Source organism: Methylobacterium sp. D54C (assembly GCF_053345595.1).
Genome location: NZ_JBKFAK010000004.1, coordinates 196,628 through 221,817 on the forward strand (window position 1 = coordinate 196,628; position 25,190 = coordinate 221,817).

The following is a 25,190-nucleotide window of genomic DNA, read 5'->3' on the forward strand; positions in this document are numbered from 1 at the left end:
GGTCAGGGCTTCGCGGAGGCGGAGGACGTCCGGGGGCCCTGCCAGGGCGCCGGGTTCACCGCCATGCCGGGCTGTATCCGCTGGAAACCCTCGACCACGACGGTCTCGCCGGCCTTGAGCCCGTCCTCGACGATCCAGCCCGCATCCGTGAGCGCCCCCGCCCGCACGGGGCGCAGCGCGACAATCCTGTCCTCCCCGACCACGAAGACCTGCGCGACGCCGGCGCTCGACCGCTGGATGGCCTGGGCCGGGACGACGACCGCGCCCGGCACCGTCCCCTGCGCGAGGCGGATACGGACATAGGTGCCCGGCAGCAGGACGACCTTCGGGTTCGGGAACGTGGCCCTGAGCGACACCTGCCCGGTGCCGGGGTCGACGCTCACATCCGTGAACAGCAGACGCCCGGCATCGGCGTGGAGCGCGCCGTCGGGCGAGACGAGGCGGACCGCCGTCTCCTCCTTGCCCGTGGCCCACTCCGCCAGCCGGCCCGGATCGGCCGCGGGGGCGTTGAAATCGGCGAAGATCGGATCGACCTGCTGGATCAGCGCGAGCTTGGTCGCCTCGCCCTGGCCCACGAGGGCGCCCTCCGTGACGAGGGCCCGGCCGATGCGGCCGGCGATGGGCGCCCGCACGGTCGCGTAGTCGAGGTCGATCCGGGCGCGGGCGAGCTGCGCCTTCGCGCTCGCGACGTCGGCCTCGGCTTGGCGCAGGGCGGCGATCGTGAGGTCGTGCTGGGCGGTGCTGGCTGCCTGACGCTCCAGAAGGGTCTCGGTGCGCTCGGATTGCTTCAGCGCCTGCACCCGCGTGGCCTCGGCCCGGTCGAGGGCCGCGGACTTGGCATCGACCTCGGCCCGGTAGACGGCGGGGTCGATGCGGAAGAGGACATCGCCCTTCCGGACGAGGCTGCCTTCCTCGAAAGCGCGCTCCTGGATGATGCCGGCGACCTGGGCCCTGACCTCGGCGACCCGCGTGGAGGTGAGGCGACCCGGCAGGTCGAGGGTGCGGGGCACCGTCCCGGGCTCGGCCCGAGCGGTCGAGACGTCGGGCGGCGAACCCGCCGATCCGGGACCGCCCGGTGCCTGACCGTCCGCCCCGGGCTTGCAGCCCTGCAGGGCGAGCGCCGCGACGAGGCCGAGGGCGGCGAGGGTCGGCGACCGCCGAGCCGGTGCGTGTGAAGGCATGGAGATCCGTCCTGGAATCGTAACCGTCAGGCCGCCTTGCGCACGAGGCGCGCGTAGGCGCCTCCGCAGGCGAGCAGGGCTTCGTGCGTGCCGCATTCGACCACGCGCCCCCGATCGAGCACGACGATCTGGTCGGCCCGGCGGACGGTCGAGAGGCGGTGGGCGACGGTGATGGTCGTGCGGGGCTTGCCCGGACGGGCAAGGGCCTCGACCATCGCCCGCTCCGTCGCCGTGTCGAGGGCGCTCGTCGCCTCGTCGAGCAGCAGCACGCGCGGGTCGCGCAGGATGGTCCGGGCCAGCGAGAGGCGCTGCCGCTCGCCGCCCGAGAAGCGGTGCCCGCGCTCACCCACCAGCGTGTCGTACCCGTCCGGCAGGGCGGCGACCATGTCGTGCAACTGGGCCGTCCGGGCCGCAGCGACCATCTCCGCGACCGTCGCATCCGGACGGGCGAAGAGCAGGTTCTCGGCCACGCTGGCATGGAGGAGGAACGGGTCCTGCGTCACGACCCCGAGCACCTCCGAGAGGGAGGCGAGACTCAGGTCGCGCACGTCGACGCCGTCGTAGAGCACGGCGCCGCCATCGACGTCGTAGAGCCGGGCCAGGAGATGGCCGAGGGTGGACTTGCCCGAGCCGGTCGCGCCGACGATGGCGGTGTGCGACCCGGCGGGGATATCGAGCGTGACGCCGGCGATCGTGGCGGGGCCGGCTCGGTCGTAGGAGAACGTCACGCCGTCGAGGCGCACGTGGCCGGCGACCTCGGCGGGGTCGAGGGTGACGGGGTCGGGCCGCTCGGTGATGCCGACCGGCTTGTCGAGGTACTCGAAGATGCGCGCGAACAGGGCCCGCGTCTTCCGGGCCTCGACGCCCGTGCGCAGGACCTCTTCCAGCGGGAACAGCATCTGCTCCTGCAGCGCGATCATCGCGACGAGGGTGCCGATGGTCATGGTCGTCCCGGCGCCCGCCATCCAGCCGCCGAGGAACAGGGTCAGAGCCGGCAGGGCTTGCAGCACGAGGTCGATGACCGACCACTGCCACTGGCCGGCCGTGTGGGACCGGACCTCCAGGTTCGCCACCGCGCGCGAGGCCCGCGCGAAGCGCTCCGCGAGATGCGGGACGCGGCCCATCGTGCGGGCGAGGACGATGCCGGAGACCGAGAGGGACTCCTGCACCGCGGACGTCATCTCGGCGATGCGTTCCTGCTGCGCGTAGGTTGTCTCCTCGCGCAGCCGGCCGACGCGGACACTGATCCAGGTCGCCGGCGGGAGGACCAGGAACGAGAACAGGGCGAGCCGCCATTCCAGCAGCAGCATGGCCGCGGCGGTCATCACCACCGCGCTGGCGTTGCGCGTGGCCTCACCCGCCGTGTGGGTGACCAGCGCCTGGAGGGCGCCGATGTCGCTCGCGATGCGGGACTGGATGTCGCCGGAGCGGGTCGCCGTGAAGAACCCGAGCGGAAGCGACTGCAGGTGCGCGTACACGCGGACCCGGAGGTCGTGCATGAGGGCCTGCCCGACCTTCGCGGTGACGAGGGCCTGCAGCACGCCGATGCCCGCCCCGAGCGCGGCGAGGCCGACCATGCCGGCGGCGAGCCGGCCGAGCAGTCCGAGGTCGGCGCGCGGCAGCGCGACGTCGACGATCTCGCGAAGCAGGAACGGGGCGGCGAGCCCCGCGGCGGAAGCGAGCGCGATCAGCCCGATGACGAGCGCGATCCGGCTCGCGTAGGGGCGGAACAGGGTGAGGATCCGGGCGACGGAGACGTGCCGCGCGGCCAGGTCGCCGTATTCCGCGGCATCGCCCGGCCCGTCCGCGCCGCGGGCGGGGGCGAACCCATCCATCGAGGTCGATCCCATGGCTCAGTCCCGGTCGCCGCCCGGGTGCGCGGACGGTTCAGCCAATGTCATCGCGACGAGGCGGTCGCGGAGCGCGTCGAGGGCGGGGACCGGGTCGCTCGGCTTCTCGCGCACGAGGTAGGCGAGCCACGCGCCGTCGGCGGCGAGCCGGACGAACTCGAGGTCGGCACTCCCGTCGGTGTCGCGGTGGCGGTGCAGGCGCTCCGCGAACCAGGCCGACACCATGCGGCGCAGGGGCGGCTCGGCGAGGATCGAGATGTGGAGAGCGGCCCACTGGCTGCCCTCGGTCATCATCGGGTCGTGCAGCGTGATGTCGACGTAGGCGCGGGTGTACCGGCCGTACGGCCGGGGATCCTTCGCCATCGCCGCGTCGATCTCCGCGTCGAGCTGCGCGATCAGGTCGGCGACGACGCCCTCGACCAGGGCCTGCTTGCTCGGGAAGTGGTGGAACAGGGCCCCTTTGGTCACCCCGGCGGCGTGGCAGACCGCCTGCACGGTGACGGCGGACAGGCCCTGTTCCAGGGCGAGCTTGGCTGCGCAATCGAGCAGCGCGCGCCGGACGAGCTCGGGCCGCTTCTTGCGATGATAGGCGGTCGCCATGGCCCCTTCCCAGGAGTGACGGGAATCGTCCCCGCCCCGAAGATACCTACCGTGCGGTATCTTTCAAGTGCCGCGATCGGATGACGTGTTCGAGACGCCGGAAAGCCGGTGCGCAGCTCCCCGCCGGCCACATCCGACCGGAGGGCGTCCGCCTGTTCCGGCCGGGCACGAGAGCAGGCCGGCGCAGATCCGAGCCGGCAACCACGGCGAAGGCGACCCGGGTCGGACGGCCGGACAAGGCCGAACGCACCGGACCGTCGTCCCGTGCAGCGACTACGGCGCGCGGAAGCTCGCCCGCGCGACCAGTCCCGATCCGCCTGCGCGGGAACCGAGCGTGACCGCCCCGCCGATCCGGTCCGCGAGGGCTCGGACGATCGCGAGCCCGAGGCCGCTGCCGTCAGGACCGTCTCGCGTCGCGACACGGTAGAATCGCTCGAAGACCTTCTCGCGCACCTCCGGCGGTATGCCCGGGCCCTCGTCCTCGACGTCCACGCAGGCGCCGATCTCCGTGCGCCGGACACGGACGACGGTGGCGCCTCCGGGACGGTTGTAGCGGATCGCGTTGTCCACGAGATTGGTGAGGATCTCGCCGACGATGAACGGATCGCCCACGACCGGTACCGCGCCGTCGGGGCGATCGAGCACGATCTCGCCCCCGCGCGCGAGGGCGTGGGGCACCTGCTCCGTGACCACGCGGGCCGCGATGTCGTTCAGGTCGGCGATCGCCGCGGCGGCGTCCGTGGCGGCCGCGCCCGCATCGGCGCGGGCGAGCGCGATCAGTTGCGCGAGGAGGCGTTCCAGGCGCCGCGCGGCTCCGTCGATATCGTCGATCGCCGCGGCGTGGGCCGGTTCCCCGGGCGTGATCCTGCGGAGCAGTTCCACGTGCATCCTGAGCACGGCGAGCGGCGTCCGCAGCTGGTGCGAGGCATCCGACGTGAAGGTGCGCTCCCCCGCGATCGCCTGCTCCAGGCGCTCGAGCAGCGTGTTGAGGGCGAGCACCGGGGCCAGCGCCTCGCGGGGCACCCCGGCCACGTCGAGCGGCTGCAGGTTGATCGCCCCCGGGACCGCCCGCCGGTCGATCGCGTCGCTCAGCCGGGTCAGCGGCCTCAGGCTGCTGTCGATGCTGTACCACGACAGGGCCCCGATCAGACCCATCAGCCCCAGCTCGGCCAGCGCGAGCCCGGCGAGCAGGCGTCGCTCCAGGCCCTGGCGGGCCTCGCGCGTCTCGGCGACCTGGACGAGGACCGGGTCCGGCTTCCCGTAGACCCGCCGGGCCTGGGCGGCGATCCGCACGGCCGCCCCGCGGACGATGCCGTCGCGATGGGTCGTCACCCCGAGCGGGAGCGTGTCGACGTCCAGGCCCGGGAGGTCGCGATAGCCGGTCACCAGCGCCCCGCCGTAAGTGACGCTGTAGTAGATCCGGTCCTGCGCCTGGCTCTCCAGCATCCCGAGGGCGACGCGGGGCAGGTCGACCGACACCTCGCCGTCCTCCACGGTCAGCCGCTCGGCGATCGCCAGGACGGACCCGTCGAGCAGGCGGTCGTGCGTCGTCTCCACGACGTTCCGGATCACGAGCGCGCCGGCGAAGCCGAGCAGCAGCGCGAGCGCCAGGGCCGGGAGCAGCATGCGGACGAGCAGGCGCCGCCGGATCGAGGGCGCGCGCGGCGGGGTCACACCGGCATCAGCAGGTAGCCGAGGCCGCGGATCGTGCGGATCTCGGGCCCGTCCGGCTGCAACTTCTTCCGCAGGCGGGCGACGTAGAGTTCGAGGGCGTTCGGGGCGACCGCCTCGTCGAAGCCGAAGATCTCGGCGCTGAGCCGTTCCTTCGGGACGGGTTTCCCGGCGCGCGTCATCAGGATGGTCAGGACGGCGAGTTCCCGGCGGCGCAGCGCGACGGGCGCCCCGCCGAGGGTCACGGTGCCCGCGGCCCGGTCGAGCTCCAGCGCGCCGCAGCGCAGGACCGGGTTCGGCACGGCCTGCCCGCGGCGGACGAGCGCCCGCACCCGCGCCTCGAACTCGGCGAGGTCGAACGGCTTGAGCAGGTAATCGTCCGCCCCGAGATCGAGCCCGCGGACGCGGTCGCTGATGGCGTCGCGCGCGGTCAGGATCATGACCGGAACGGCCGAGCCGGCCGCCCGGACGGCCTTGAGGACCTCGAAGCCCGGCAGGCCCGGCAGGCCGAGGTCCAGGACGATGAGGCTGTAGGGTTCGCTCAGCGCGAGCTGCACCGCGTCCGCTCCGTCCGCCTCGTGGTCGACGGCGTATCCGCCGTGCCGGAGGGCGGCGACGAGGCCGCGCGCCAGGGCGGCATCGTCCTCGACGACCAGAACGCGCATGCTCCTCCCGTCATCGATCGTGTTGGCCGAAGCGGTCCTCCGAGTCTAGCATTCCCGCCCGGTCTCTGCACGGCGAAGCTGCGGGGACTCCCGCGGCTCTCGAAGGGCAGACCCTGGTGCGCGCTCCCGCTGTCGTCGGCCTCGTCCTGCTGCTGATGGCCGGTCCGGGCCCGGCCTCGGCACAGGTCGAACCGTCTCCGGCGGCCGAGGGGACCGGGTCCGCCGCGGCCCGCGGCGAGACCGTCGTGGTCGTGCGGGCGACGACCGACGAGGCCGAGGTCGCCGACCTCCTCGCGGGCTTCCGCGAGGCCCATCCCGGCGTGGCGGTCTCCTACACCAAGATGAACTCCGCGACCCTGTCCGACGGCTTCGTGGAGGAGGCCGCGGCCGGCGCGGTCGAGGCGGACATCGTGTGGAGTTCCGCCATGGATCGCCAGATCAAGCTGGTGAACGACGGATACGCCGCCCATTACGCGTCCCCCGAGGCGGCCTCCCTGCCGGCCTGGGCGGTGTGGCGCAACGAGGCGTTCGGCGTCACGGCCGAGCCGATCGCCATCGCCTACAACAGGTCGGTCCTCCCGCCGGAGCAGGTTCCCCAAACCCGCGCCGACCTGATCCGAGCCCTGACGGACCACCCCGAGACGTGGCAGGGGAAGGTCGCCGCCTACGATCCGGAGCGGAGCGGCGTCGGCTCGCTGATCCTCGCGCAGGACGCGGACGTGACGCCCCGGACATGGGACCTCGTCTCCGCCCTCGGGCAGGCCGGCGTGAAGCTCTACACCCGGACGGAGACCATGCTCGACCGCATCGCCGCGGGCGAGGCCGTCCTCGCCTACGGCGTGTTCGGCGCCTACGCCCTCGAGCGGGCCCGGCACGATCCGGCAATCGGCCTCGTGCTGCCCACGGACTACACGCTCCTCGTCTCGCGGATCGCCTTCATCGCGAAGGACGCGCCGCATCCCGCCGCAGCCCGCATGTTCCTCGACTACATGCTCTCCCGCGAGGGGCAGGCGCGGCTCGCCGCCCGGTCGCTCACGCCGGCCCGGACGGATGCCCGCCGGGCCGACGACCCTGTCGCGTCCGCCCCGGCCCTGCGGCCGGTCCCGGTCGGGCCGGAGCTGCTGGCCAATCTCGACCAAATCCGGCACGCCCGCATGCTGCGGCGCTGGCGGCGCGCCGTGGAAGGCCGCTGAGACCGGGTCCCGCGACAGCTTCGTGACAGGTTGACCGGCGTATAGCGGCGTCAAGCGCTGCGAAGTCGGCGCGAATACATGGGAGGATTGGTTTGCGGCTGCAGCCCGATCGCGAGGAGCGATCGTCAGCCGTTCAGAACCGACGCTTCCCTCGTGCGGTTGCGACCGCTCCGGCGCCTGAGGGAGACAGCAATGATACAGGCCCATCCGTCGAGTTCCAAAGTCGCCACGGTCCTGCGCGTGACCAGCGGCAACTTCCTGGAAATGTTCGACTTCTTCCTGTTCGGCTTCTACGCCACCTACATCTCCAAGACCTTCTTCCCGGTCGGCAACGAGTTCGCCTCGCTGATGCTGACCTTCGTGACGTTCGGCGCCGGCTTCCTGATGCGGCCCCTCGGCGCCATCTTCCTCGGCGCCTACGTGGACAGTATCGGCCGCCGGAAGGGGCTGATCGTCACGCTCGGCATCATGGCGGCCGGCACGATCCTGATCGCCTTCGTCCCCGGCTACGGCACGATCGGCCTGTTCGCGCCCTTCCTGGTCCTCGTCGGGCGCCTGCTGCAGGGCTTCTCGGCCGGCGTCGAGCTCGGCGGCGTCTCCGTCTACCTTTCGGAGATGGCCACCCCCGGCAACAAGGGCTTCTACGTGTCCTGGCAGTCCGGCAGCCAGCAGGTCGCGGTCATGTTCGCCGCCGTGATCGGCTACATCCTCAACCACGCCCTCTCGCTCGCCGACATGAACGACTGGGGCTGGCGGATCCCGTTCTTCATCGGCTGCGCGATCGTGCCGTTCCTGTTCTATATCCGGCGGTCGCTGGAGGAGACGGAGGAGTTCCTGAAGCGCAAGCACCGCCCCTCCATGAAGGAGGTGTTCGGCTCGCTCGCCAGCAACTGGCAGATCGTGCTGCTCGGCATGCTGCTCGTCGGCATGACCACGATCTCGTTCTACACGATCACCGTCTACACCCCGACCTTCGGCAAGGCCGTGCTCAAGCTGTCCGACACCGACAGCCTTCTCGTGACCTTCTGCACCGCCCTGTCGAACCTGTTCTGGCTGCCGGTCATGGGAGCCCTGTCCGACCGGATCGGGCGCAAGCCGCTCCTGCTGGTGTTCTCGGCGCTGACCCTGCTCACCGCCTACCCGGTGCTGGGCTGGCTCGTGGCCAACCCGAGCTTCGGGAACATGCTGATCGCCCTCCTGTGGCTGTCCTTCCTGTACGGCAGCTACAACGGCGCGATGGTGGTCGCGCTGACCGAGGTGATCCCGGCGAGCGTGCGCACGGCCGGCTTCTCCCTCGCCTACTCGCTGGCGACGGCGCTCCTCGGCGGCTTCACGCCCCTCGTCTCCACGTGGCTCATCGAGGCCACGGGCAACCGCGCGGCCCCCGGGCTGTGGATGGCCTTCGGCGGGGCGTGCGGCCTCGTCGCCACGCTCCTGATCTACCGCCGCGCGACCCAGCCGGTCGCTCTGGGAGCCCCCGCGTGACCGGCTCGCCGGGAGCACCCCGCCTCGGAGGCTCCGCGCGCGTCGCGTCGTAGGGGTCACGACAGAGGGGCGGCCGGGACCGGATCGCCGGCCGCCGCCCGCCCCTCCCCTGACTGACCGCCGCGCCGACCGCCCGACACGGGTCCCGTCGCGCGACCTCAGAGATCCAACGTCTTGCGGGCGAAGCTCTCGATGTAGTCGACGAGCCTGTCCGACGCGGCGCCGGCAGCCTCGACGTCGCGACGCGCGACCGCCTCGCAGACGTCCGCGTGGAGGTTGGCGGTCAGCGGCAGATCGGCCGCCTGCTTGTAGTGCTGGTACCAGAACCGCCGCGACAGGCCCGCCATGCTCTCCAGCGAGCGCACGGCGAACTCGTTGCGCGAGGACGTCGCGATCAGCTCGTTGAACTGCCGGTCGAGGCGCATGAACGCCAGATCGTCCGACGCCGCGGCCGCGTCGCGCATGTCCTGCGCGAGCCCGGCGAAGACCTCGCGCTCCTCCAGGGTGGATCGCTCCGCGGCGAGGCGGGCGATCAGGCGCTCCAGGACGCGCCGCGTCTCCAGGAGCCGCAGCTGCGAGCGCACGTTGATGTCCGACACCAGGATACCGCGCCGCGGCATGACCACGACGAGCCCGTCGCGCGCGAGGCGCTGAAGGGCTTCCCGGATCGGGGTCCGCCCGATCCCGAGCCGTTGGACTAGGTTCTGCTCGCCGAGCACGAGGCCGGGCGGGAGCACCAGGGTCGTGATCATCTCTTCCAGCTGCTGGTAGGCCCGGTCGGTCAGCGTCAGGTCGGGCAGATCGTCGTTGCCGCCCGCGGCATGGGGTGCCTCCTGGGCGGCCTCCGGGGACACCTCCTGGGACGCCCCTTTCACGGCCTTTCGCGCCCGCTTGCGGCCCGGCTCGGCGGCGCGGACGGACGTCGTCTTCCCGGTCACGAAGTTCATGGACGACACCCCCGCCACGGCCGGGCCCGCACACCACGCCGCCATCAGCGTGCATGGGGCGGGCCCACGCACCGCGCAAGGGCATACGTCTGATATATCTTGCGCATCTTAGTAATATCCTGCATGACGACTCGCCGCATATAACTGCGAGGGAGGTTGAGCCATGGCAGGGCCTGTAGCGATTTCCGCCGGCGACGTGCTGCCGGACCGGGTGACCGCGGACGCCACCGCCCGCGCCGCGGTCGGGTCGGGCGCGCTGATCGCGGCGCGCCTCGAGCGGCTGCCGATGACCGCCTTCCAGCGCAACATCTTCCTCATCATCGCCACGGCGTGGTTCTTCGATTCGATCGATCTCGGCTCGCTCACCTTCCTCCTCGGATCGATCAAGACCGAGTTTGGCCTGACGACCGCCCAGGCGGGACTGCTCTCGAGCATGAGCTTCATCGGCATGTTCGCGGGCGCGGCCCTGTCGGGCATGCTCGCCGACCGGTTCGGGCGGAAGGTGGTCTTCCAGATCAGCATGGTGTTCTGGGGGCTCGGCAGCCTCTGGTGCGCCTACGCCCCGGACGCGACGATGCTGGGCTATGCCCGCCTGCTGCTCGGCTTCGGCATGGGCATGGAGTTCCCGGTGGCGCTCGCCATCGTCTCGGAGTTCCTGCCGACCGCCAAGCGCGGCCGCTACCTCGCCATCATGGAAGGGTTCTGGCCGCTCGGCTTCATCGCGGCCGGCTGCCTCAGCTACGTGCTGCTCAGCTATTTCGACTGGCGCGCCGTCTTCCTCGCGCAGGCCGTGCCGGCGCTGTTCCTGTTCGTGATCCGCTTCCTCGTGCCGGAATCGCCCCGCTGGCTCGCCGACCGCGGCCGGCACGCGGAGGCGGACCGGGTGATGGCGCAGATCGAGCGGCAGGTCGCGCTGCGCCTCGACGGGCGTCCGCTTCCGGAGCCGACCGTCCTGCCCGAGCCGGCGCGGGGCGAGCGGCGCTTCTCGTTCCTCGAACTCTGGAGCCCCGGCTACGCCAGTCGGACGGTGATGATCTGGCTGACGTGGTTCTTCGCCCTCTTGGGCTTCTACGGCCTCACCACCTGGCTCGGCGCGCTCCTGCAGGAGGCCGGCTACAGCGTCGCCAAGTCGGTCACCTACACGATCCTGATCTCGCTCGCGGGCGTGCCGGGCTTCATCGCCTCGGCGATCCTCGTCGAGCGCTGGGGCCGCAAGCCCACCGCGGTCCTGATGCTCCTGGGCAGCGCCGTCGCCGCCTACCTGTACGGTCACTCGCCGTCTTTCGGATGGCTCATCGCCTACGGGCTGATGATGCAGTTCTTCCTGTTCGGCATGTGGTCGGTGCTCTACGCCTACACGCCCGAACTCTACCCGACGCGGGCGCGCGCCACCGGGGCCGGCTGCGCCTCGGCCATCGGCCGCGTCGGCTCGCTCATCGGGCCCTTCGCGATCGGCCTGATCCTGCCGGTGCTCGGCCACGGCGGCGTCTTCGCCCTGGGCGCCGGCTCGTTCGTCATCGCCGCCGCGAGCGTCGGGTTCCTCGGCATCGAGACCAAGGGCAAGTCCCTGGAAGCCATCTCGCACTGACCGGACCGGCCCCGACCGGGCGGTGGCGACGTCGCCGCCGCCCGGTCAGGTTGACAACTGATATATCAACGGTATCTCTAATATAGCAGATCTCGGTGGGGGCGCGGCGTTACCCCCATCCCAGCGAGGAGGCGCACCATGGAACTCGCCAACACCCGCATGAGCGAGCGGCAGCGGAACTACCGCGCCAATTACCGCCAGCGCGTGGCCGGCTGGTACAACGGCGTCCTGCACATCGCGATCATCTACACGATCGGCCTGACGGCCCTGTACATCTACGTCTCGAACATCCACGCGCCGAGCTGGATCGAGCTCGCGACGGTCCCGGTCGTGTTCCTGTTCTGCAATTTCTTCGAGTGGTGGCTCCACCGCTACGTGATGCACCGGCCGCAGAGCAATCCGATCGGGCGGGCCGTCTACAATCGGCACACGCTGCAGCATCACCAGTTCTTCACCGACCACGAGATGCGCTTCGCCGACCACCGGGACTACCGGGTGACGTTCTTCCCGCCCTACGCGCTGGCGACGTTCACGCTGATGTCGATCCCCGGCGCCGTCGTGCTCGGCAACATCTTCACGCCCAATGTCGGGTGGCTGTTCATCACCACGACGACCAGCATCTACATGATCTACGAGTTCATGCACTTCTGCTGCCACGTCGAGGAGAACTGGTTCGTCCGCAACATGCCGTTCATCAACACGAACCGGCGGCACCACACGGCCCATCACGACCAATCGATCATGATGGAGCGGAATATGAACCTGACCTTCCCGATCATGGACTGGCTGTTCGGCACCTCGGACCTGAACCGCGGTCTCATCGGGACGCTCTTCAACGGCTACGACACGCGCCACGTGAAGACCGACATGCGCAAGACCGCGCGCACGCCCGGTGCCCCCGAGCCCCGGGCCATGCAGGCCGCCGAGTGACCCGCCGCGCAACCCGCCGCCTAGACTGACGAGCAGCCCGGAACGCCGCCATGGACATGATCGAACCGAACGTCGCCGCGCTCGCGTGGTTCGCCCTCTTCGCCGGGGTCGCCTGCACCGGCTTCTACGTGCTGGCCGGGATGTTCCCGCTGGAGACCCGCCCCGACCTGAGGGCGCGCCCCCTCGGCCTCGCGCTGATCGCGGCCAACGTCCTCCTGCTCGCGGCGCTGACCGGCGGGATGCTCGCCTACGGAGCCGCCGAACTCCGCTGGTCGAGCCTCGTGATCGTGGGCGGCTTCGCCATCCTGTTCGCGCCCGGCCTGTTCAACGTCTGGCCCCAGCGCTGGCGCGACGGCGTCGCGGGCCTGGCGATCGTGCTCGCCGCCCTCTGCGGCGCCCTCGGCCTGCTGCAGCAGGTCGGCACCGTCTTCGTCCTCTGACCCGCACGCGCGATCCGGGAGGGATCCGATGCCGTTTCCGATCAAGTTCGGCCTGTCGGTCGCCGTCGCGCTCGCGGCGCTCGCCGGCTGGTTCTACATGGGCCATCTCGGCCAGACCGGGCCGCGCTGGGCCGTGGCCTTCCTCGGCCCGTTCATGGTGGTCAGCCTCTGGATCTTCCCCGAGGTGATGCGCAACCGCTCCGACGGCCGCACCCCGCGCCACCGGATCCGGGAGGCGCGGTGATGGACAAGGTCTATGCCGGGGACCGGACGATCGACGGGATCGTCGTCACGGTGAACGGGGCGCCGCTGCCGGATCGGGCGGAGGCCAAGTGCTACTCCCGGAACGGCTTCGAGTGGAGCTACGAGGGTCCCGAGCCCTCGCAGCTCGCCTACGCGATCCTGGTGGATCATCTCGGCGACGCGGCGGAGGCGGAGCGCCTGCAATCGCGCTTCATGCGCGGCGTCGTGGCCAACTTCCAGAACGAGTGGGAGATGACGACGGCCGACGTCGCCCGCGTCCTGGAGCGCCTGGATTCGGGCGGCGCGGCGCGGTCCGGCTGAGACCCGAGGCCGCCCTCCGCCGCGGCGCGTCGGGACCGCGGCGGCGTTCCGTAGCGGCCCTGCCTGTGCCATGCTCCCGCGTCCGGAATCCCGGAGTCAGAGCGCAACCGGGCTGCCCAGCCCCGGGCTGGGGCCTGTCGGAGCGAGGCCAGCATGTCCGACGACCGCTACCACCGGAGGGCGCTCGGCAACCGCCCGCTCCGTCCCGAGACGCTGATGCTCGGTTACGGCTACGACCCGGCCCTGTCCGAGGGCGCGGTGAAGCCGCCGGTCTTCCTGACATCGACCTTCGTCTTCACCTCGGCCGAGCACGGCAAAGCCTTCTTCGACTACGTCTCGGGACGGCGCGAACCGCCGGTCGGCGAGGCGGCGGGGCTGGTCTACTCGCGCTTCAATCACCCGAACAGCGAGATCGTCGAGGACCGGCTGGCCGTCTTCGAGGAGGCCGAGGCCGCGCTGGTCTTCTCCTCCGGCATGTCGGCGATCGCCACCACGATCCTGGCCTTCGCGCGGCCCGGCGACGCGATCCTGCACTCGCAACCCCTGTACGGCGGCACCGAGACCCTGATCGCCAAGACCCTGGCCGGGTTCGGCATCGCGCCGTTCGGATTCTCCGACGGCACCGATCCGGCGAGCGTGCGCGCCGCGGCCGACCGCGCGGCGGGCGCGGGACGCGTCAGCGTCGTCATGGTCGAGACCCCCTCGAACCCGCTCAACACCCTCGTCGACCTCGGCCTCGTCCGGGCGGTCGCCGAGGAGATCGGCGCCCGGCAGGGCGGCGAGGCGCCGGTCGTCGTCTGTGACAACACCCTGCTCGGGCCCCTCTTCCAGCACCCGCTGCGCGAGGGCGCCGACATCTCGGTCTACTCCCTGACGAAGTATGTCGGCGGCCACTCGGACCTGATCGCCGGCGCCGCCCTCGGCACGGCGGCGCGGATGAAGCCGGTGCGGCTTCTGCGCTCGGCGATCGGCACCGGGCTCGACCCGCATTCCTGCTGGATGCTCGGGCGCTCGCTCGAGACCCTGTCGCTGCGGATGAGCGCGGCCAACCGCAACGGCGAGATCGTCGGCCGGATGCTGGCGGCGCACCCGAAGGTGGCGCGGCTCCACCACCTCGCGCATCTCGAGCCGGGATCGCGGCAGGCGCAGATCTACGCCAAGCAGTGCGCGGCCCCGGGCTCGACGTTCTCGTTCGACATCGTCGGAGGCGAGGCCGAGGCGTTCCGGGTTCTCAACGGCCTCCAGCTGTTCAAGCTCGCCGTCAGCCTGGGCGGAACCGAGTCCCTCGCCAGCCACCCGGCCTCCACGACCCATTCCGGCGTGCCGAAGGCGGTGCGCGACAGGCTCGGGATCACGGACGCGACCATCCGGGTGTCGATCGGGATCGAGCACCCGGACGATCTGGTCGCCGACCTCGCGGCCGCTCTGTCGGTCCTGGGCTAGGGACGCGCCGAACGGCGGCCGGGCGCGGTGCGCACCCCGTCGAGGCGGCTCGGTCGCATCGCCCGGCAACGCGTGTCCGGCAACCGGAGACCGCGCGTTAACGACGCCCCGCATTTCGAACAGTCGCTGCACGACATTGCGGGGACGGGTCAGAATTGCGGCCGCACGGAACTGGTCAGCGCAGGCCTTCCTTCCTAGTGTCTGGCCGCGAAACGCGGCGGGACGATCGACGGACCCATGAATTTGGCACCCGGCACCCAGTTCGACACGCGGAGCGGCGCTCCGGGCACGCGCGTGGCCGCCGTAACCTTCGACCCGCGGGTGAAAGGTCTCACCTGGCTGGCGCTGAAGGGCTTTCTGCTCTCGATCGTGACCTTCGGCATCTACAGATTCTGGTACGTCACCAATCTGCGCCGCTTCTTCTGGGAGCGCACCGCGCTCGACGGCTCGCCCGCCGAGTATACCGGCACGGGCAAGGAACTGTTCCTCGGCTTCCTCGTCGCGCTCGCGATCCTCGTGCCGATCTACGTCGCGCTGTTCGCGCTCTCGCTCGTCGCGCCCGCGCTCGCCCCGTTCTCGGTGGTGATCTCCTTCGTGTTCCTGTTCCTGCTGGGACAATTCGCGATCTACCGCGGGCGCCGCTACCGCGCGATGCGGACGCTCTGGCGCGGCATCCGCCTCGGGCAGGACGGCTCGGGCCTCGCCTACGCGGCCCGCGCGGGCGGCTGGTGGCTGCTCACGCTCGTCACCTTCGGCCTTGCCTTCCCGTTCATGCGGGCGAGCCTGGAACGCTACCGCATCGACCACACCCTGGTCGGGATCAGCCGGATGCACTCGACGGCGCGGGGACGCAGCGTGCTCGGCCCCTGGCTGTTGCTGTACGTAATCGGGCTGGGGCCGCTGATCGGGCTCGGCATCGCCCTCCTGGTCGCGACGGATTTCTCGCTGCCCACGGACCTCCTGGTACCGAAGCCCGGCGGCAAGGCCGGCCAGACGATCCTCAACCCCGCCTACGCGGCCTCGAAGATCGGCATTCTCCTCCAGGCGATGGGCTTCGTGGCCGCCATCTGCGTGCCCGCGGCACTGCTCCTGCTCCCGTACTACCGCGCCCGCGAGACGCGGGCGTTCATGGGGGCCGCCAGCCTCGGTCATGCCCGCCTCATCTCGAGCCTGAAGGCGCGGCAGTTCTACTGGCCGTACATCGTCTACATGCTGTCGCTCCTGGGCTTCCTCGTCGTGCTGGGCCTCGTCGCGGCTCTGCTGATCTTCGCCGCACGGGCGGCGGGCGATCTCAGCATGCTCCACTGGCTCGTCGTCCTCATCTACCTGGTCGGCGCGCCGCTGTTCGCGGTGCTCTACGTGCGCGTGGTGCAGGCCCGCCTGTGGGCGGCGGTCGCGACGAGCACGAGCGTGACGGATCCCGAAGCCCTGGATGCCGTCCTCGCCTCGTCCCGCGGTGCCGGCAGCGGGCTGCAGGAGGGCCTCGCCGACGCGCTCGACGTCGGAGGCGCGCTCCAGATCGGCTTCTGACGCTTGACCTGCGCTTCCGAGGCGATCGACGCGACGCCGATCGAGGTCGAGGGCCGCTACTTCGACGGCGTCAGCGCGCGGGCACATCCCGTCGCGCTGCGCCTCGACGACCGCTTCCGCGTCTCCGGGCCCGGAATCGCCCAGGACTGGAACCTGCTCGACCTGCGCGCCGCCGTGTCCGTGCCGCCGCTGATGCGGATCGGTCCGGCCGGCGAGCCGGTCCGCGTGGAGTTCTCGGACGCGACGCTCGCCGCCGCGCTCGCGGCGCGCTGCCCGGACCTCCATCGCCGGGAGCGCTCGGGCGGCACGGTGCGGCTCGTGCTCTGGTCTCTCGCGACCGGTCTCTCGGTCCTGCTCGTGGCGGTCTTCGGCGTCCCGCAGATCGCCGGGCTGCTGGCCCCGCTGGTGCCGGACGCGGCCGAGTCGCGGCTCGGGGCGGTGGCGGAACCGCAGGTCCTGCGCTTCCTCGGCGACCCGCCGGCCTGCGCGGAACCGGCCGGCCGCGCGGCGCTCGACACGCTCGTGGCCCGCCTCGTCGCGGCCGGTCGGGCGGAGGGCTCGCTGCCTCCCGAGGTGGCCGTGAGCGTGCGCCGGCACGGCACGGCCAACGCCTTCGCCCTGCCGGGCGCCCGCGTGATCGTGCTCTCGAGCCTCATCGCGCGGGCGCGCTCGGCCGACGAGGCTGCGGCGGTCCTGGCGCACGAGCTCGGCCACGTCCGCCGACGCGATCCGACCCGCTCCCTCATCCGGGCGTCGGGCACCTCGTTCCTGTTGAGTCTCGTCCTGGGGGACCTGACCGGCTCGACCATCATCATCGCGCTGGGCGACGCGGTGCTCTCGGCCGGCTACAGCCGCGACACCGAGCGGGCGGCGGACGCCTACGCGGTCGACCTCATGACCCGCGCGGGCGGCAACGGCGCGGCGCTCGCCGACATCCTCGAGCGCATCGCCAAGGACAAGCACGACGGGAAGAGCGACGTGCTGGACCTGCTGCGCAGCCATCCCTTCACGCGCGAGCGCGCCGCCGCGATCCGCGCCCAGGCGGGCTCTGGGGCGGCCGAACGCCAGATCCTGTCCGGCGCCGCCTGGACGGCACTCAGGGGCATCTGCGGGCCCGAGACGAAGACGACCGAGCCGTAGGTCCGGATCACCGGGCGGTCGCTGTCCGCGGGCAGCCGCGGCGGACGGCCCGGCTCCGGTCTCCGAGCCGGTCGGTGTCGCCGCGGCCGGCGGCCTGACTGAGATTCTGAGCAACTAATTGCTGTCGGATCGCCCGCCCCTCGGCTTCTGTGACGCCGGCACAGAGGAGGAGCGGATGGCACACCACGCGACCGGGGTTCCGAACCCGCCCCCGTTCGATCCCGAGGCCATCCCGGAGGCCGCCACCCTCGCGCGCGGCGGGACCGGCCTCCGGTTGCAATGGCGCGACGGGCTGACCGCGACGCTGTCGGCGGAGCGGCTGCGGCTGCGCTGCCGCTGCGCGTGGTGCACCCGTGACCGGGTCGAGCGACGCTTTCCTCAGGCCGCCGCCGACATCGCGGTCGCGCGGGTCGAACCGATGGGCGGCTACGCCGTCCACATCGCGTTCTCCGACGGCCACGCCCGCGGGATCTTCCCCTGGTCCTACCTGCGCGCCCTCGTGGCCGAGGCCGTCGACGGCCCGCCCGACGCCGCGCAGGCCGCCTGACCGCGCGATCCGATCCTCCGGCGATCCCACACGCCCCGCCCCTGACCTGACGCGAGATCTTGCCATGAACGCGTTCGAATCCGCGACGAAGACCGAGATTATCGAGACCGACATCCTGGTGATCGGCGGCGGCACCGGCGGTCCGATGGCCGCGATCAAGGCCAAGGAGGCCGATCCGAAGCTCCGGGTCGTCCTGATGGAGAAGGCCAACGTCAAGCGCTCGGGCGCGATCAGCATGGGCATGGACGGGCTGAACAACGCCGTCGTCCCGGGCTACGCCACCCCCGAGCAGTACGTGAAGGAGATCACCGTCGCCAACGACGGCATCGTCAATCAGAAGGCGGTGATGGCCTACGCGCAGGGGTCGTTCCCGATGATCCAGTACCTCGACAAGCTCGGGGTCAAATTCGAGAAGGACGGCTCCGGCGAGTACAACATGCGCAAGGTCCACCACATGGGGACCTACGTGCTGCCGATGCCGGAAGGGCACAACGTCAAGAAGGTCCTCTACCGGCAACTCCGCCGCCTCCAGGTCGGCGTGACCAACCGGTACATGGCGACGCGCCTGCTCAAGGGCGCGGACGGGCGCATCGCCGGAGCGATCGGCGTCAACACCCGCACCTCCGAGTTCCTGGTGGTGAAGGCCAAGGCGGTGATCCTCGCCTGCGGGGCCGCCGGCCGCCTCGGCCTGCCGGCCTCCGGGTACCTGTTCGGGACCTACGAGAACGCGGCGAATTGCGGCGACGGCTACGCGATGGCCTACCACGCGGGCGCGCAGCTCGCGAACCTCGAGTGCTACCAGATCAACCCGCTGATCAAGGACTATAACGGCCCGTCCTGCGCCTACGTCACCGGCCCGTTCGGCGGATACACGGCCAACAATCGCGGCGAGCGCTTCATCGAGTGCGATTACTGGTCCGGTCAGATGATGCTCGAGTTCTGGCGCGAGCTGCAGGGCGGCAACGGCCCGGTCTTCCTCAAGATGGACCATCTGCGCGAGGAGACGATCTCCGAGATCGAGACGATCCTGCACTCGAACGAGCGCCCCTCCCGCGGACGCTTCCACGAGCGGCGCGGCACCAATTACCGCCAGCGTCCCGTGGAGATGCACATCTCCGAGATCGGCTTCTGCTCGGGCCACTCGGCCTCGGGCGTCTTCGTCGACGAGTTCGCGCGCACGACGGTCCCCGGCCTCTACGCGGTCGGCGACATGGCGAGCGTGCCGCACAATTACATGCTGGGCGCCTTCGTGAACGGCGGCATCGCCGGGGCCGACGCCGCCGCCTACTGCACGGCCAACGCCGTCGCCGACCATGACCCGGCGGACATCGCGGTCGAGCGCGAACGGGTCCTGGCGCCGACCCGGCGCGTCGACGGGCTCACCCCGCACGAGATGGAGTTCAAGACCCGCCGCTTGGTGAACGACTATCTCGAGCCGCCGAAGGTGACGGCGAAGATGGAGCTCGGCCAGCGCCGCTTCGCCGAGATCCGCGAGGACCTCGACCTGCTCTGCGCCCGCGACCCGCACGAGCTGCACCGGGCGCTCGAGATGCAGACGATCCTCGACTGCGCCGACATGGCGGCGGCGGCCTCGCTCTACCGCACCGAGAGCCGTTGGGGCTTCTACCACCTGCGCGTCGACTATCCCGAGACGAACGACGCCGAGTGGGCCTGCCACACGGTCCTGTTCAAGGACGGCCAGGGCCGGATGGCCCACGCGAAGCGCGCCGTCGACCCGTTCATCGTGCCGGTCGCCGCCGAGGAGATGGGCGCCTACCACCAGCTCCGCATCAAGACGCCGGCCGCCGCCGAGTAATCCCGCCCCGTACCGGAGATCGATCCATGCCGATCATCAATCAGGCCAGCAGCGCCGCGGTCGTCATCGACGACGCCAAGTGCATCGCCGAGAAGGGCTGCCGCGTCTGCGTCGACGTCTGCCCGCTCGACATCCTCGCGATCGATGAGACCCGGCAGAAGGCCTACATGAAGTACGACGAGTGCTGGTACTGCATGCCCTGCGAGGTCGACTGCCCGACGAACGCGGTCAAGGTCAACATTCCCTACCTGCTGCGCTGAGGCCGACCATGAGCCCCGTGTTCGATTCCTTCGACGACGATCTCGACGATGTGGCCGAGCGCTGCGCGAGTGCCGACGCCGGCGTCCGGCGCGTCGCGATGATGGAGCTCGCCGAGGCCGTCGGCCCCGCGGCGAAGGTCCTGCTCCTCAAGGGCCTCGGCGATCCGGACGCGGCCGTCCGCGCCGCGGCGGCCAAGGCGCTGGACGAGCACGACGGCGCGGACGTCGTCGAGGGCCTCGTGCGGTCCCTGGAGGACGACGACGAGGCCGTGCGCCGCACCGCCGCCGATACCCTGGCCGAGAAGAAGGAGCCGGCCTGCGGGCCGCTCCTGATCGAGCGCGCCGCGCACACCGACCCGTTCGTGCAGGCCTCTGCCCTGCGGGCCCTGCGCGAGCTCGTCCTGCCGGACGCCCTGTCGGCCGCGCTGAAGGCGCTCCAGAGCCCGTCCCCGGAGGTGCGCCGCGAAGGTCTCGGCGTCATCGGCTACCTCAAGGCCGAGGAGGCGCTGCCGGCGCTGATCGCCACCGCGGGCGATCCCGCCCCGACGGTCCGGCGCGCCACGATGGCGGCGCTGGTCTTCCTGCGCCCCGGCGGTCCGGGTATCGGCACGCTGATCGCCGGCCTGTCCGACGAGCACTGGCAGGTTCGCGAGGAGGCGGCCGTCTCCTGCGCCAAGATCCGGCTGCCCGAGGCGACGGCGCCCCTGATCGCCGTGATGGACGATCCCGTCTGGCAGGTCCGCACCAAGGCGGCCAATGCCCTGGGCCGGATCCGGGCGCCGGCGGCCGTCGAGATCCTGGGCCGGGCGCTGACCTCGGAGGTCAGCAACCTGCGCAAGGAGGCGGCCGCAGCCCTCGGCGAGATCGCCGACCCGCGGGGCCTCTCGGCCCTTGAGGCGGCCGCCAACGATCCCGATCCCGACGTGCGCAAGCTCATCCAGTGGGCGATCGGACGCTGTCAGGGACGCCCCTGATCGATCCGGCCGTCTCGGCTCGTCGCGGCGCCGCATCCTCCGGATGCGGCGCCGCTTCACGTTCGCTCGGCTCCGCGATATCCAGACGCTGCCGGTGCCGGCGGCCAGTTTAGAGCTGGTACAGGGTTTGCTGCGCCGCGGCAGGTAGGATGCTGGAGGCGGCAATGCAGACCACGGCGCCGATACGCCCGTCTCAGGCCCCGGCGGGGCTCCAGACCCAGGCGAGCGCCCTCCTGCTGTCCGAGGCCGCGCCCAAGGCCGGAACCGGGCAGCGCCCTCTCCTCGACGGGCTGACCGAGCGCGAGGTCGCCCTCGTGCTGGAGAAGGGCCGGCGCCGCGTGCTCTACCGCGGCGCGACCCTGTTCACGCAGGAGACGCCCAACGACGGGATCTGGATCGTCGAGAGCGGCCGCATCCGGGTCTTCTACGCCGCGCCGTCCGGTCGCGAGATCACGCTGGCCTACTGGTACCCCGGCAACTTCGTCGGCGGTCCCGACGTGTTCGGCGCCGGCCTCCACAAATGGTCGGGCATGGCGGCGAGCAATTCCAGCGTGCTGCACCTACCGGCCAAGGCGCTCCGGCAGCTCGTGACGCAGATCCCGACCCTCGCGATCGGGGTGATCGACGGCCTGACCTTCAAGGGCCGCTGCTACTCGACCCTGGCCCAGATGCTCGGGACCCGCTCGATCACCGAGCGCCTCGCCCACCTGCTCCTGCACCTATGCGACCTCTACGGCGTCGCGGAGGAGGACGGGACGGTGATCGCGGCGACCTTCACGCACGCCGACCTCGCCCACATGGTCGGCGCCACACGGCAATGGGTGACGATCAGCCTGAAGCGGCTCTCGGAGCAGGGCGTCCTCGTCGCGCGGCGCACGCAGATCGTCGTCCTGCGTCCCGACATCCTGGCGGCGATGCGCGGCGGCGAGGAATGCGCCTAAAACGCGAGCGTCCCGCACAAAACCGCAGCACATCCGGAACCGCTCGACTTTTTTGCGCAACTAATCGACCCGCAGGCGTCCTCGGCATTTGATCGGACGCGCCGCAGCGCCCGATCATGCCGTCGATGTCTTCGCGACATCGGGCCGGAATGTTGGAGCGGGCGATGACTGGACGATTCCCCGGGCTCAGATCGGTCTCCGCTCTCGCGCTCCTCGCGCTGGCGGGCGCCGGGATCGGGGCACCAGCCCGCGCCGAGACCCTCACCGTCGGCATCGGCACGCAGGACACGACGACCAACACCGCGACGGTCGGCGTGGTGATCCGCCAGCTTAAGCTGCTGGAGAAGTACCTGCCCAAGACCGGCAAGTACGCCGGCACGACCATCCAGCTCGACTGGCAGAACTTCACGTCCGGGCCGCCGGTCACGAACGGCATGATGGCCGGGAAGCTGCAGTTCGGCGCGATGGGCGATTACCCGCTCGTCGTCAACGGTGCGACGTTCCAGAACAATCCCGAGAGCCAATCGCGGCTGATCGCGGTCGCCGCCTACAATCTCCACGGATCCGGCAACGGGATCGTGGTCAACAAGGCTTCCGAATACTTCTCGTTCGAGGATCTGAAAGACAAGGTCGTCAGCGTGCCCTTCGGGTCGGCGGCCCACGGGATGGTCCTGAAGGCGTTGCAGGACAAGGGCTATCCGGCCACCTATTTCCGCCTGGTCAGCCAGAGCCCGGAGGTCGGCTCGACCAATCTCCAGGAGCGGAAGATCGACGCGCACGCGGATTTCGTCCCCTTCGCCGAGCTTCTGCCGTTCCGCGGCTTCGCGCGCAAAGTGTTCGATGGCGTCGAGACCAACCTCCCGACTTGGCACGGCGTGGTCGTGCGCTCCGACTTCGCCGACCGCTACCCCGAGATCGTCGAGGCCTACCTGAAGGCCGTCCTCGACGCCGACGCCTGGGTCAAGGCCGATCCGAAGCGCGCCGCCGAGCAGATCGCGGCCTGGACCGGCACCGACAAGGAGGTGGTCTACATCTTCCTCGGGCCCGGCGGGATCATGACCGTCGATCCCACGATCAAGCCGCAGCTGGTCGAGGCCGCCCGCGAGGACGTCAAGGTCCTGCAGCGGCTCGACCGGATCAAGACGTTCGACGTCGGTCCGTGGGTCGACGACGGGCCGCTGCGCAAGGTCTTCGCCGAGCGCGGCCTGGACTACGCGCAGCAGCGCGCGAGCACCGCCAATTACGAGGTGCGCGGCGAGGACACGTACTGCAAGAGGCCCGTCACCGAGCCGCGCAAGGCCGGCGAGATCTGGGTGAAGGGCGGGGCGATCCAGCCCTACGCGAGCGCGGCCTGCACGCTCGGCGCGCTGAACGAGATGAAGTCCAAGGGGCAGGCCGTCGACGTCGCCTACGTCTTCGACACGGCCCGCGGCATCAAGCTGTTCGCCCGGGAGGCCTTCTACGTCGTCGACGGCAAGGGCGGCATCGCGCCGTTCCTGCTGAAGCAGGACGCCGAGGCCGCGGCGCGGGGCGGCGGCACGGTGATGCCCTACGACGAGGCCCTGAAGGCCGCTGTGACGGGAGGCTAGAACCGCATGGAAGCTGTCGCTCTCCGGCCCGCCGCCGAGTCGCGCCCGCCGCGGGCGGCGCCCCTCCCGCCGCCGGCCGCGTCCACCCGCCCCGCGACCGGCCGCGTCCGCCGCTGGCTGCGGCTGCATCACGGCGCGTTCCGAGCCGCGCTGATCGGGCTCACCTCCCTGATCCTGTTCGTCGCGCTCTGGCAGTATCTGACCGCGAACCGCGTGACCCTCTACGTGCGGTTCCTGAACATCCCGACGCCGATGGACGTCGTGGACCGCGCGGCGATCGCCCTGCGCAGCCCGAACTTCGGCGACCACGTGCTCATCTCCTGCCGCCGGATCCTCTTCGGATTTCTCCTGGCCGGCGGCGTCGCCGTGCCGCTCGGGCTCCTCATGGGGCGCTACCGCCTCCTGCGCGAGATCGCCTTCCCGATCTGCGAGGTGCTGCGGCCGATCCCGGCGATCGCCTGGGTGCCGATGGCGATCATGCTGTGGCCGACCAACGAGGGCTCGATCGTCTTCATCACCTTCCTGGGCTCGTTCTTCCCGATCCTGATCAACACCCTCCAGGGCATGGTCCAGGTCGACCCGGTCCTGGTGCGGGCCGCACGCTGCCTCGGCGCCCGCGAGGCGGCGGTGTTCCGCGAAGTCTACCTGCCGGCCTCGCTGCCGCAGATCTTCACCGGGCTGACGGTCGGAATGGGCGTGGCCTGGGTCTCGCTGATCGCCGCCGAGATGATCTCCGGCCAGTTCGGCATCGGCTACTTCACCTGGGAAGCCTACTCGCTGGTCCAGTACCCGGACATCGCCCTCGGCATGATCACGATCGGGCTGCTCGGCCTCGGCTCCAGCTTCGCGATCCGTCTCGTGGGCCGCCTCGTCATGCCCTGGTCCGCGGCCCGCTAGGCCTCCGCCCGCCGCCCGGCGCGGTCCTCGCCGGACCGGTCCTCCACGCGCGTCACCAATCGGGAGCTTGCCATGGCCGAATCGAGCCGGGGCCTGATCGAGGTCAGCGACTTCTGCCTGCGCTACGAGACGATGGAGGGGTCCGTCGAGGCCGTCTCGAACGCCTCGCTCACCGTCCATCCCGGCGAGTTCGTGTCGATCATCGGGCCCTCGGGCTGCGGGAAGTCGACGCTGCTCAACGCGCTGGCCGGCTTCCTCAAGCCGTCGTCCGGGCGGGTCACCGTCGACGGCGAGGCGATCGCGGGACCGAGCGCGGATCGCGGCATGATCTTCCAGCAATACTCACTGTTTCCCTGGAAGACGGTGCGCGAGAACGTCGAGTTCGGCCTGAAGATGAAGGGCGTCCGGCGCAGCGAGCGCGAGCGTCAGGCGCGGACGCTGCTCGGCCTCGCCGGCCTCACGGCGTTCGAGAACCACTATCCGGACCGATTGTCCGGCGGGATGAAGCAGCGTGTCGGCATCGTGCGCGCGCTCGCCACCGGCCCGCGCATCCTGCTGCTCGACGAGCCGTTCGGCGCCCTCGACGCGCAGACGCGGCTGATCATGCAGCAGATCCTCACCAACATGTGGCAGCGCCTGAAGATCTCGGTGCTGTTCGTGACCCATGACATCGACGAGGCGATCTTCCTCTCCGACCGCGTCTACGTGATGACCGCGCGTCCCGGGAGCATCAAGGCCGAGGTCGTGGTGCCCCTCCCCCGCCCGCGCCAGCCGGCCCTGACCCTGTCGTCCGAGTTCCTGGGCCTGCGCCGGGGGCTGATGTCGCTGATCCGCGAGGAGAGCCTCCGCGCGATGGGCGGCGAGGTCAGCGCCGAGGCGATGAAGGGACTGGCGATCGATCTCGAGGGCCAGGATCTCCCCGCGCTGCTCTGACCCCTG

24 protein-coding genes are annotated in these 25,190 nt (G+C 70.9%); 18 read left to right on the forward strand and 6 right to left on the reverse strand.

The window, feature by feature from the left end:
- Positions 1-2 precede the first annotated feature (2 nt).
- The 5 genes from ACLBYB_RS12230 to ACLBYB_RS12250 all read right to left on the reverse strand — a co-directional run bounded on the left by ACLBYB_RS12230 (position 3) and on the right by ACLBYB_RS12250 (position 5,967).
- Entirely contained in the window at positions 3-1,181 is a 1,179-nt protein-coding gene (locus tag ACLBYB_RS12230; protein WP_447698925.1) for an efflux RND transporter periplasmic adaptor subunit, read from the reverse strand.
- Between the two features lie 26 nt (positions 1,182-1,207).
- Positions 1,208-3,016, reverse strand: coding sequence for an ABC transporter ATP-binding protein (locus ACLBYB_RS12235; RefSeq protein WP_447698926.1), 1,809 nt, complete (start codon positions 3,014-3,016; stop codon positions 1,208-1,210).
- A gap of 18 nt (positions 3,017-3,034) precedes the next feature.
- Positions 3,035-3,631 carry a TetR/AcrR family transcriptional regulator gene (locus ACLBYB_RS12240; RefSeq protein WP_020095780.1) on the reverse strand — a complete coding sequence of 199 codons (597 nt, stop codon included), beginning with the start codon at positions 3,629-3,631 and terminating at the stop codon, positions 3,035-3,037.
- 273 nt (positions 3,632-3,904) lie between these two features.
- On the reverse strand, positions 3,905-5,305 hold the full coding sequence (locus ACLBYB_RS12245; RefSeq protein WP_447698927.1) for a sensor histidine kinase N-terminal domain-containing protein: 1,401 nt from the start codon (positions 5,303-5,305) through the stop codon (positions 3,905-3,907).
- Positions 5,302-5,967: a response regulator gene (locus ACLBYB_RS12250; protein ID WP_447698928.1), complete on the reverse strand. Its 666-nt coding sequence runs from the start codon at positions 5,965-5,967 to the stop codon at positions 5,302-5,304. The genes ACLBYB_RS12245 and ACLBYB_RS12250 overlap by 4 nt, the downstream gene beginning before the upstream one ends.
- Positions 5,968-6,083: 116 nt before the next feature.
- Between ACLBYB_RS12250 and ACLBYB_RS12255 the strand changes: the two genes are divergently transcribed.
- Both ACLBYB_RS12255 and tcuC read left to right on the forward strand, forming a co-directional pair.
- Positions 6,084-7,160 carry an ABC transporter substrate-binding protein gene (locus ACLBYB_RS12255; RefSeq protein ID WP_447698929.1) on the forward strand — a complete coding sequence of 359 codons (1,077 nt, stop codon included), beginning with the start codon at positions 6,084-6,086 and terminating at the stop codon, positions 7,158-7,160.
- 192 nt (positions 7,161-7,352) lie between these two features.
- On the forward strand, positions 7,353-8,645 hold the full coding sequence (gene tcuC, locus ACLBYB_RS12260; RefSeq protein ID WP_020095784.1) for an MFS transporter: 1,293 nt from the start codon (positions 7,353-7,355) through the stop codon (positions 8,643-8,645).
- 158 nt (positions 8,646-8,803) lie between these two features.
- On the opposite strand, the gene ACLBYB_RS12265 is transcribed toward tcuC, so the two are convergent.
- Positions 8,804-9,592 carry a GntR family transcriptional regulator gene (locus tag ACLBYB_RS12265; protein ID WP_447698930.1) on the reverse strand — a complete coding sequence of 263 codons (789 nt, stop codon included), beginning with the start codon at positions 9,590-9,592 and terminating at the stop codon, positions 8,804-8,806.
- Between the two features lie 163 nt (positions 9,593-9,755).
- Between ACLBYB_RS12265 and ACLBYB_RS12270 the strand changes: the two genes are divergently transcribed.
- The 16 genes from ACLBYB_RS12270 to ACLBYB_RS12345 all read left to right on the forward strand — a co-directional run bounded on the left by ACLBYB_RS12270 (position 9,756) and on the right by ACLBYB_RS12345 (position 25,184).
- Positions 9,756-11,180 carry an MFS transporter gene (locus ACLBYB_RS12270; RefSeq protein ID WP_026605338.1) on the forward strand — a complete coding sequence of 475 codons (1,425 nt, stop codon included), beginning with the start codon at positions 9,756-9,758 and terminating at the stop codon, positions 11,178-11,180.
- Positions 11,181-11,318: 138 nt separating this feature from the next.
- Positions 11,319-12,110: a sterol desaturase family protein gene (locus tag ACLBYB_RS12275; protein WP_091682874.1), complete on the forward strand. Its 792-nt coding sequence runs from the start codon at positions 11,319-11,321 to the stop codon at positions 12,108-12,110.
- 50 nt (positions 12,111-12,160) lie between these two features.
- Complete coding sequence (locus tag ACLBYB_RS12280) at positions 12,161-12,550, forward strand: hypothetical protein (RefSeq protein WP_020095788.1); 390 nt, start codon at positions 12,161-12,163, stop codon at positions 12,548-12,550.
- A 28-nt stretch (positions 12,551-12,578) separates the two neighbouring features.
- Entirely contained in the window at positions 12,579-12,794 is a 216-nt protein-coding gene (locus ACLBYB_RS12285) for a hypothetical protein (protein ID WP_020095789.1), read from the forward strand.
- A complete protein-coding gene (locus ACLBYB_RS12290; protein WP_447698931.1) occupies positions 12,794-13,114 on the forward strand; it encodes a DUF6166 domain-containing protein in 321 nt (106 codons plus the stop codon). The genes ACLBYB_RS12285 and ACLBYB_RS12290 overlap by 1 nt, the downstream gene beginning before the upstream one ends.
- Before the next feature lie 153 nt (positions 13,115-13,267).
- A complete protein-coding gene (locus ACLBYB_RS12295) occupies positions 13,268-14,557 on the forward strand; it encodes a cystathionine gamma-synthase family protein (protein ID WP_447698932.1) in 1,290 nt (429 codons plus the stop codon).
- 237 nt (positions 14,558-14,794) lie between these two features.
- Positions 14,795-16,087 carry a YjgN family protein gene (locus ACLBYB_RS12300; RefSeq protein WP_447698933.1) on the forward strand — a complete coding sequence of 431 codons (1,293 nt, stop codon included), beginning with the start codon at positions 14,795-14,797 and terminating at the stop codon, positions 16,085-16,087.
- Positions 16,088-16,090: 3 nt separating this feature from the next.
- Positions 16,091-17,227, forward strand: coding sequence for a M48 family metallopeptidase (locus ACLBYB_RS12305; RefSeq protein WP_447698934.1), 1,137 nt, complete (start codon positions 16,091-16,093; stop codon positions 17,225-17,227).
- A 175-nt stretch (positions 17,228-17,402) separates the two neighbouring features.
- On the forward strand, positions 17,403-17,774 hold the full coding sequence (locus tag ACLBYB_RS12310) for a DUF971 domain-containing protein (protein ID WP_447683857.1): 372 nt from the start codon (positions 17,403-17,405) through the stop codon (positions 17,772-17,774).
- A 64-nt stretch (positions 17,775-17,838) separates the two neighbouring features.
- Complete coding sequence (locus ACLBYB_RS12315) at positions 17,839-19,590, forward strand: fumarate reductase/succinate dehydrogenase flavoprotein subunit (protein ID WP_447698935.1); 1,752 nt, start codon at positions 17,839-17,841, stop codon at positions 19,588-19,590.
- Positions 19,591-19,616: 26 nt separating this feature from the next.
- Positions 19,617-19,850, forward strand: coding sequence for a 4Fe-4S dicluster domain-containing protein (locus ACLBYB_RS12320; RefSeq protein WP_020095796.1), 234 nt, complete (start codon positions 19,617-19,619; stop codon positions 19,848-19,850).
- Between the two features lie 8 nt (positions 19,851-19,858).
- Positions 19,859-20,824, forward strand: a complete 966-nt coding sequence (locus tag ACLBYB_RS12325) for a HEAT repeat domain-containing protein (protein ID WP_447698936.1) — start codon at positions 19,859-19,861, stop codon at positions 20,822-20,824.
- A 164-nt stretch (positions 20,825-20,988) separates the two neighbouring features.
- Positions 20,989-21,765 carry a Crp/Fnr family transcriptional regulator gene (locus tag ACLBYB_RS12330; protein ID WP_447698937.1) on the forward strand — a complete coding sequence of 259 codons (777 nt, stop codon included), beginning with the start codon at positions 20,989-20,991 and terminating at the stop codon, positions 21,763-21,765.
- A 164-nt stretch (positions 21,766-21,929) separates the two neighbouring features.
- Complete coding sequence (locus tag ACLBYB_RS12335; RefSeq protein WP_244540034.1) at positions 21,930-23,354, forward strand: ABC transporter substrate-binding protein; 1,425 nt, start codon at positions 21,930-21,932, stop codon at positions 23,352-23,354.
- Between the two features lie 6 nt (positions 23,355-23,360).
- A complete protein-coding gene (locus ACLBYB_RS12340) occupies positions 23,361-24,251 on the forward strand; it encodes an ABC transporter permease (protein WP_056530137.1) in 891 nt (296 codons plus the stop codon).
- Between the two features lie 72 nt (positions 24,252-24,323).
- Complete coding sequence (locus tag ACLBYB_RS12345) at positions 24,324-25,184, forward strand: ABC transporter ATP-binding protein (protein ID WP_091927943.1); 861 nt, start codon at positions 24,324-24,326, stop codon at positions 25,182-25,184.
- Positions 25,185-25,190 lie beyond the last annotated feature (6 nt).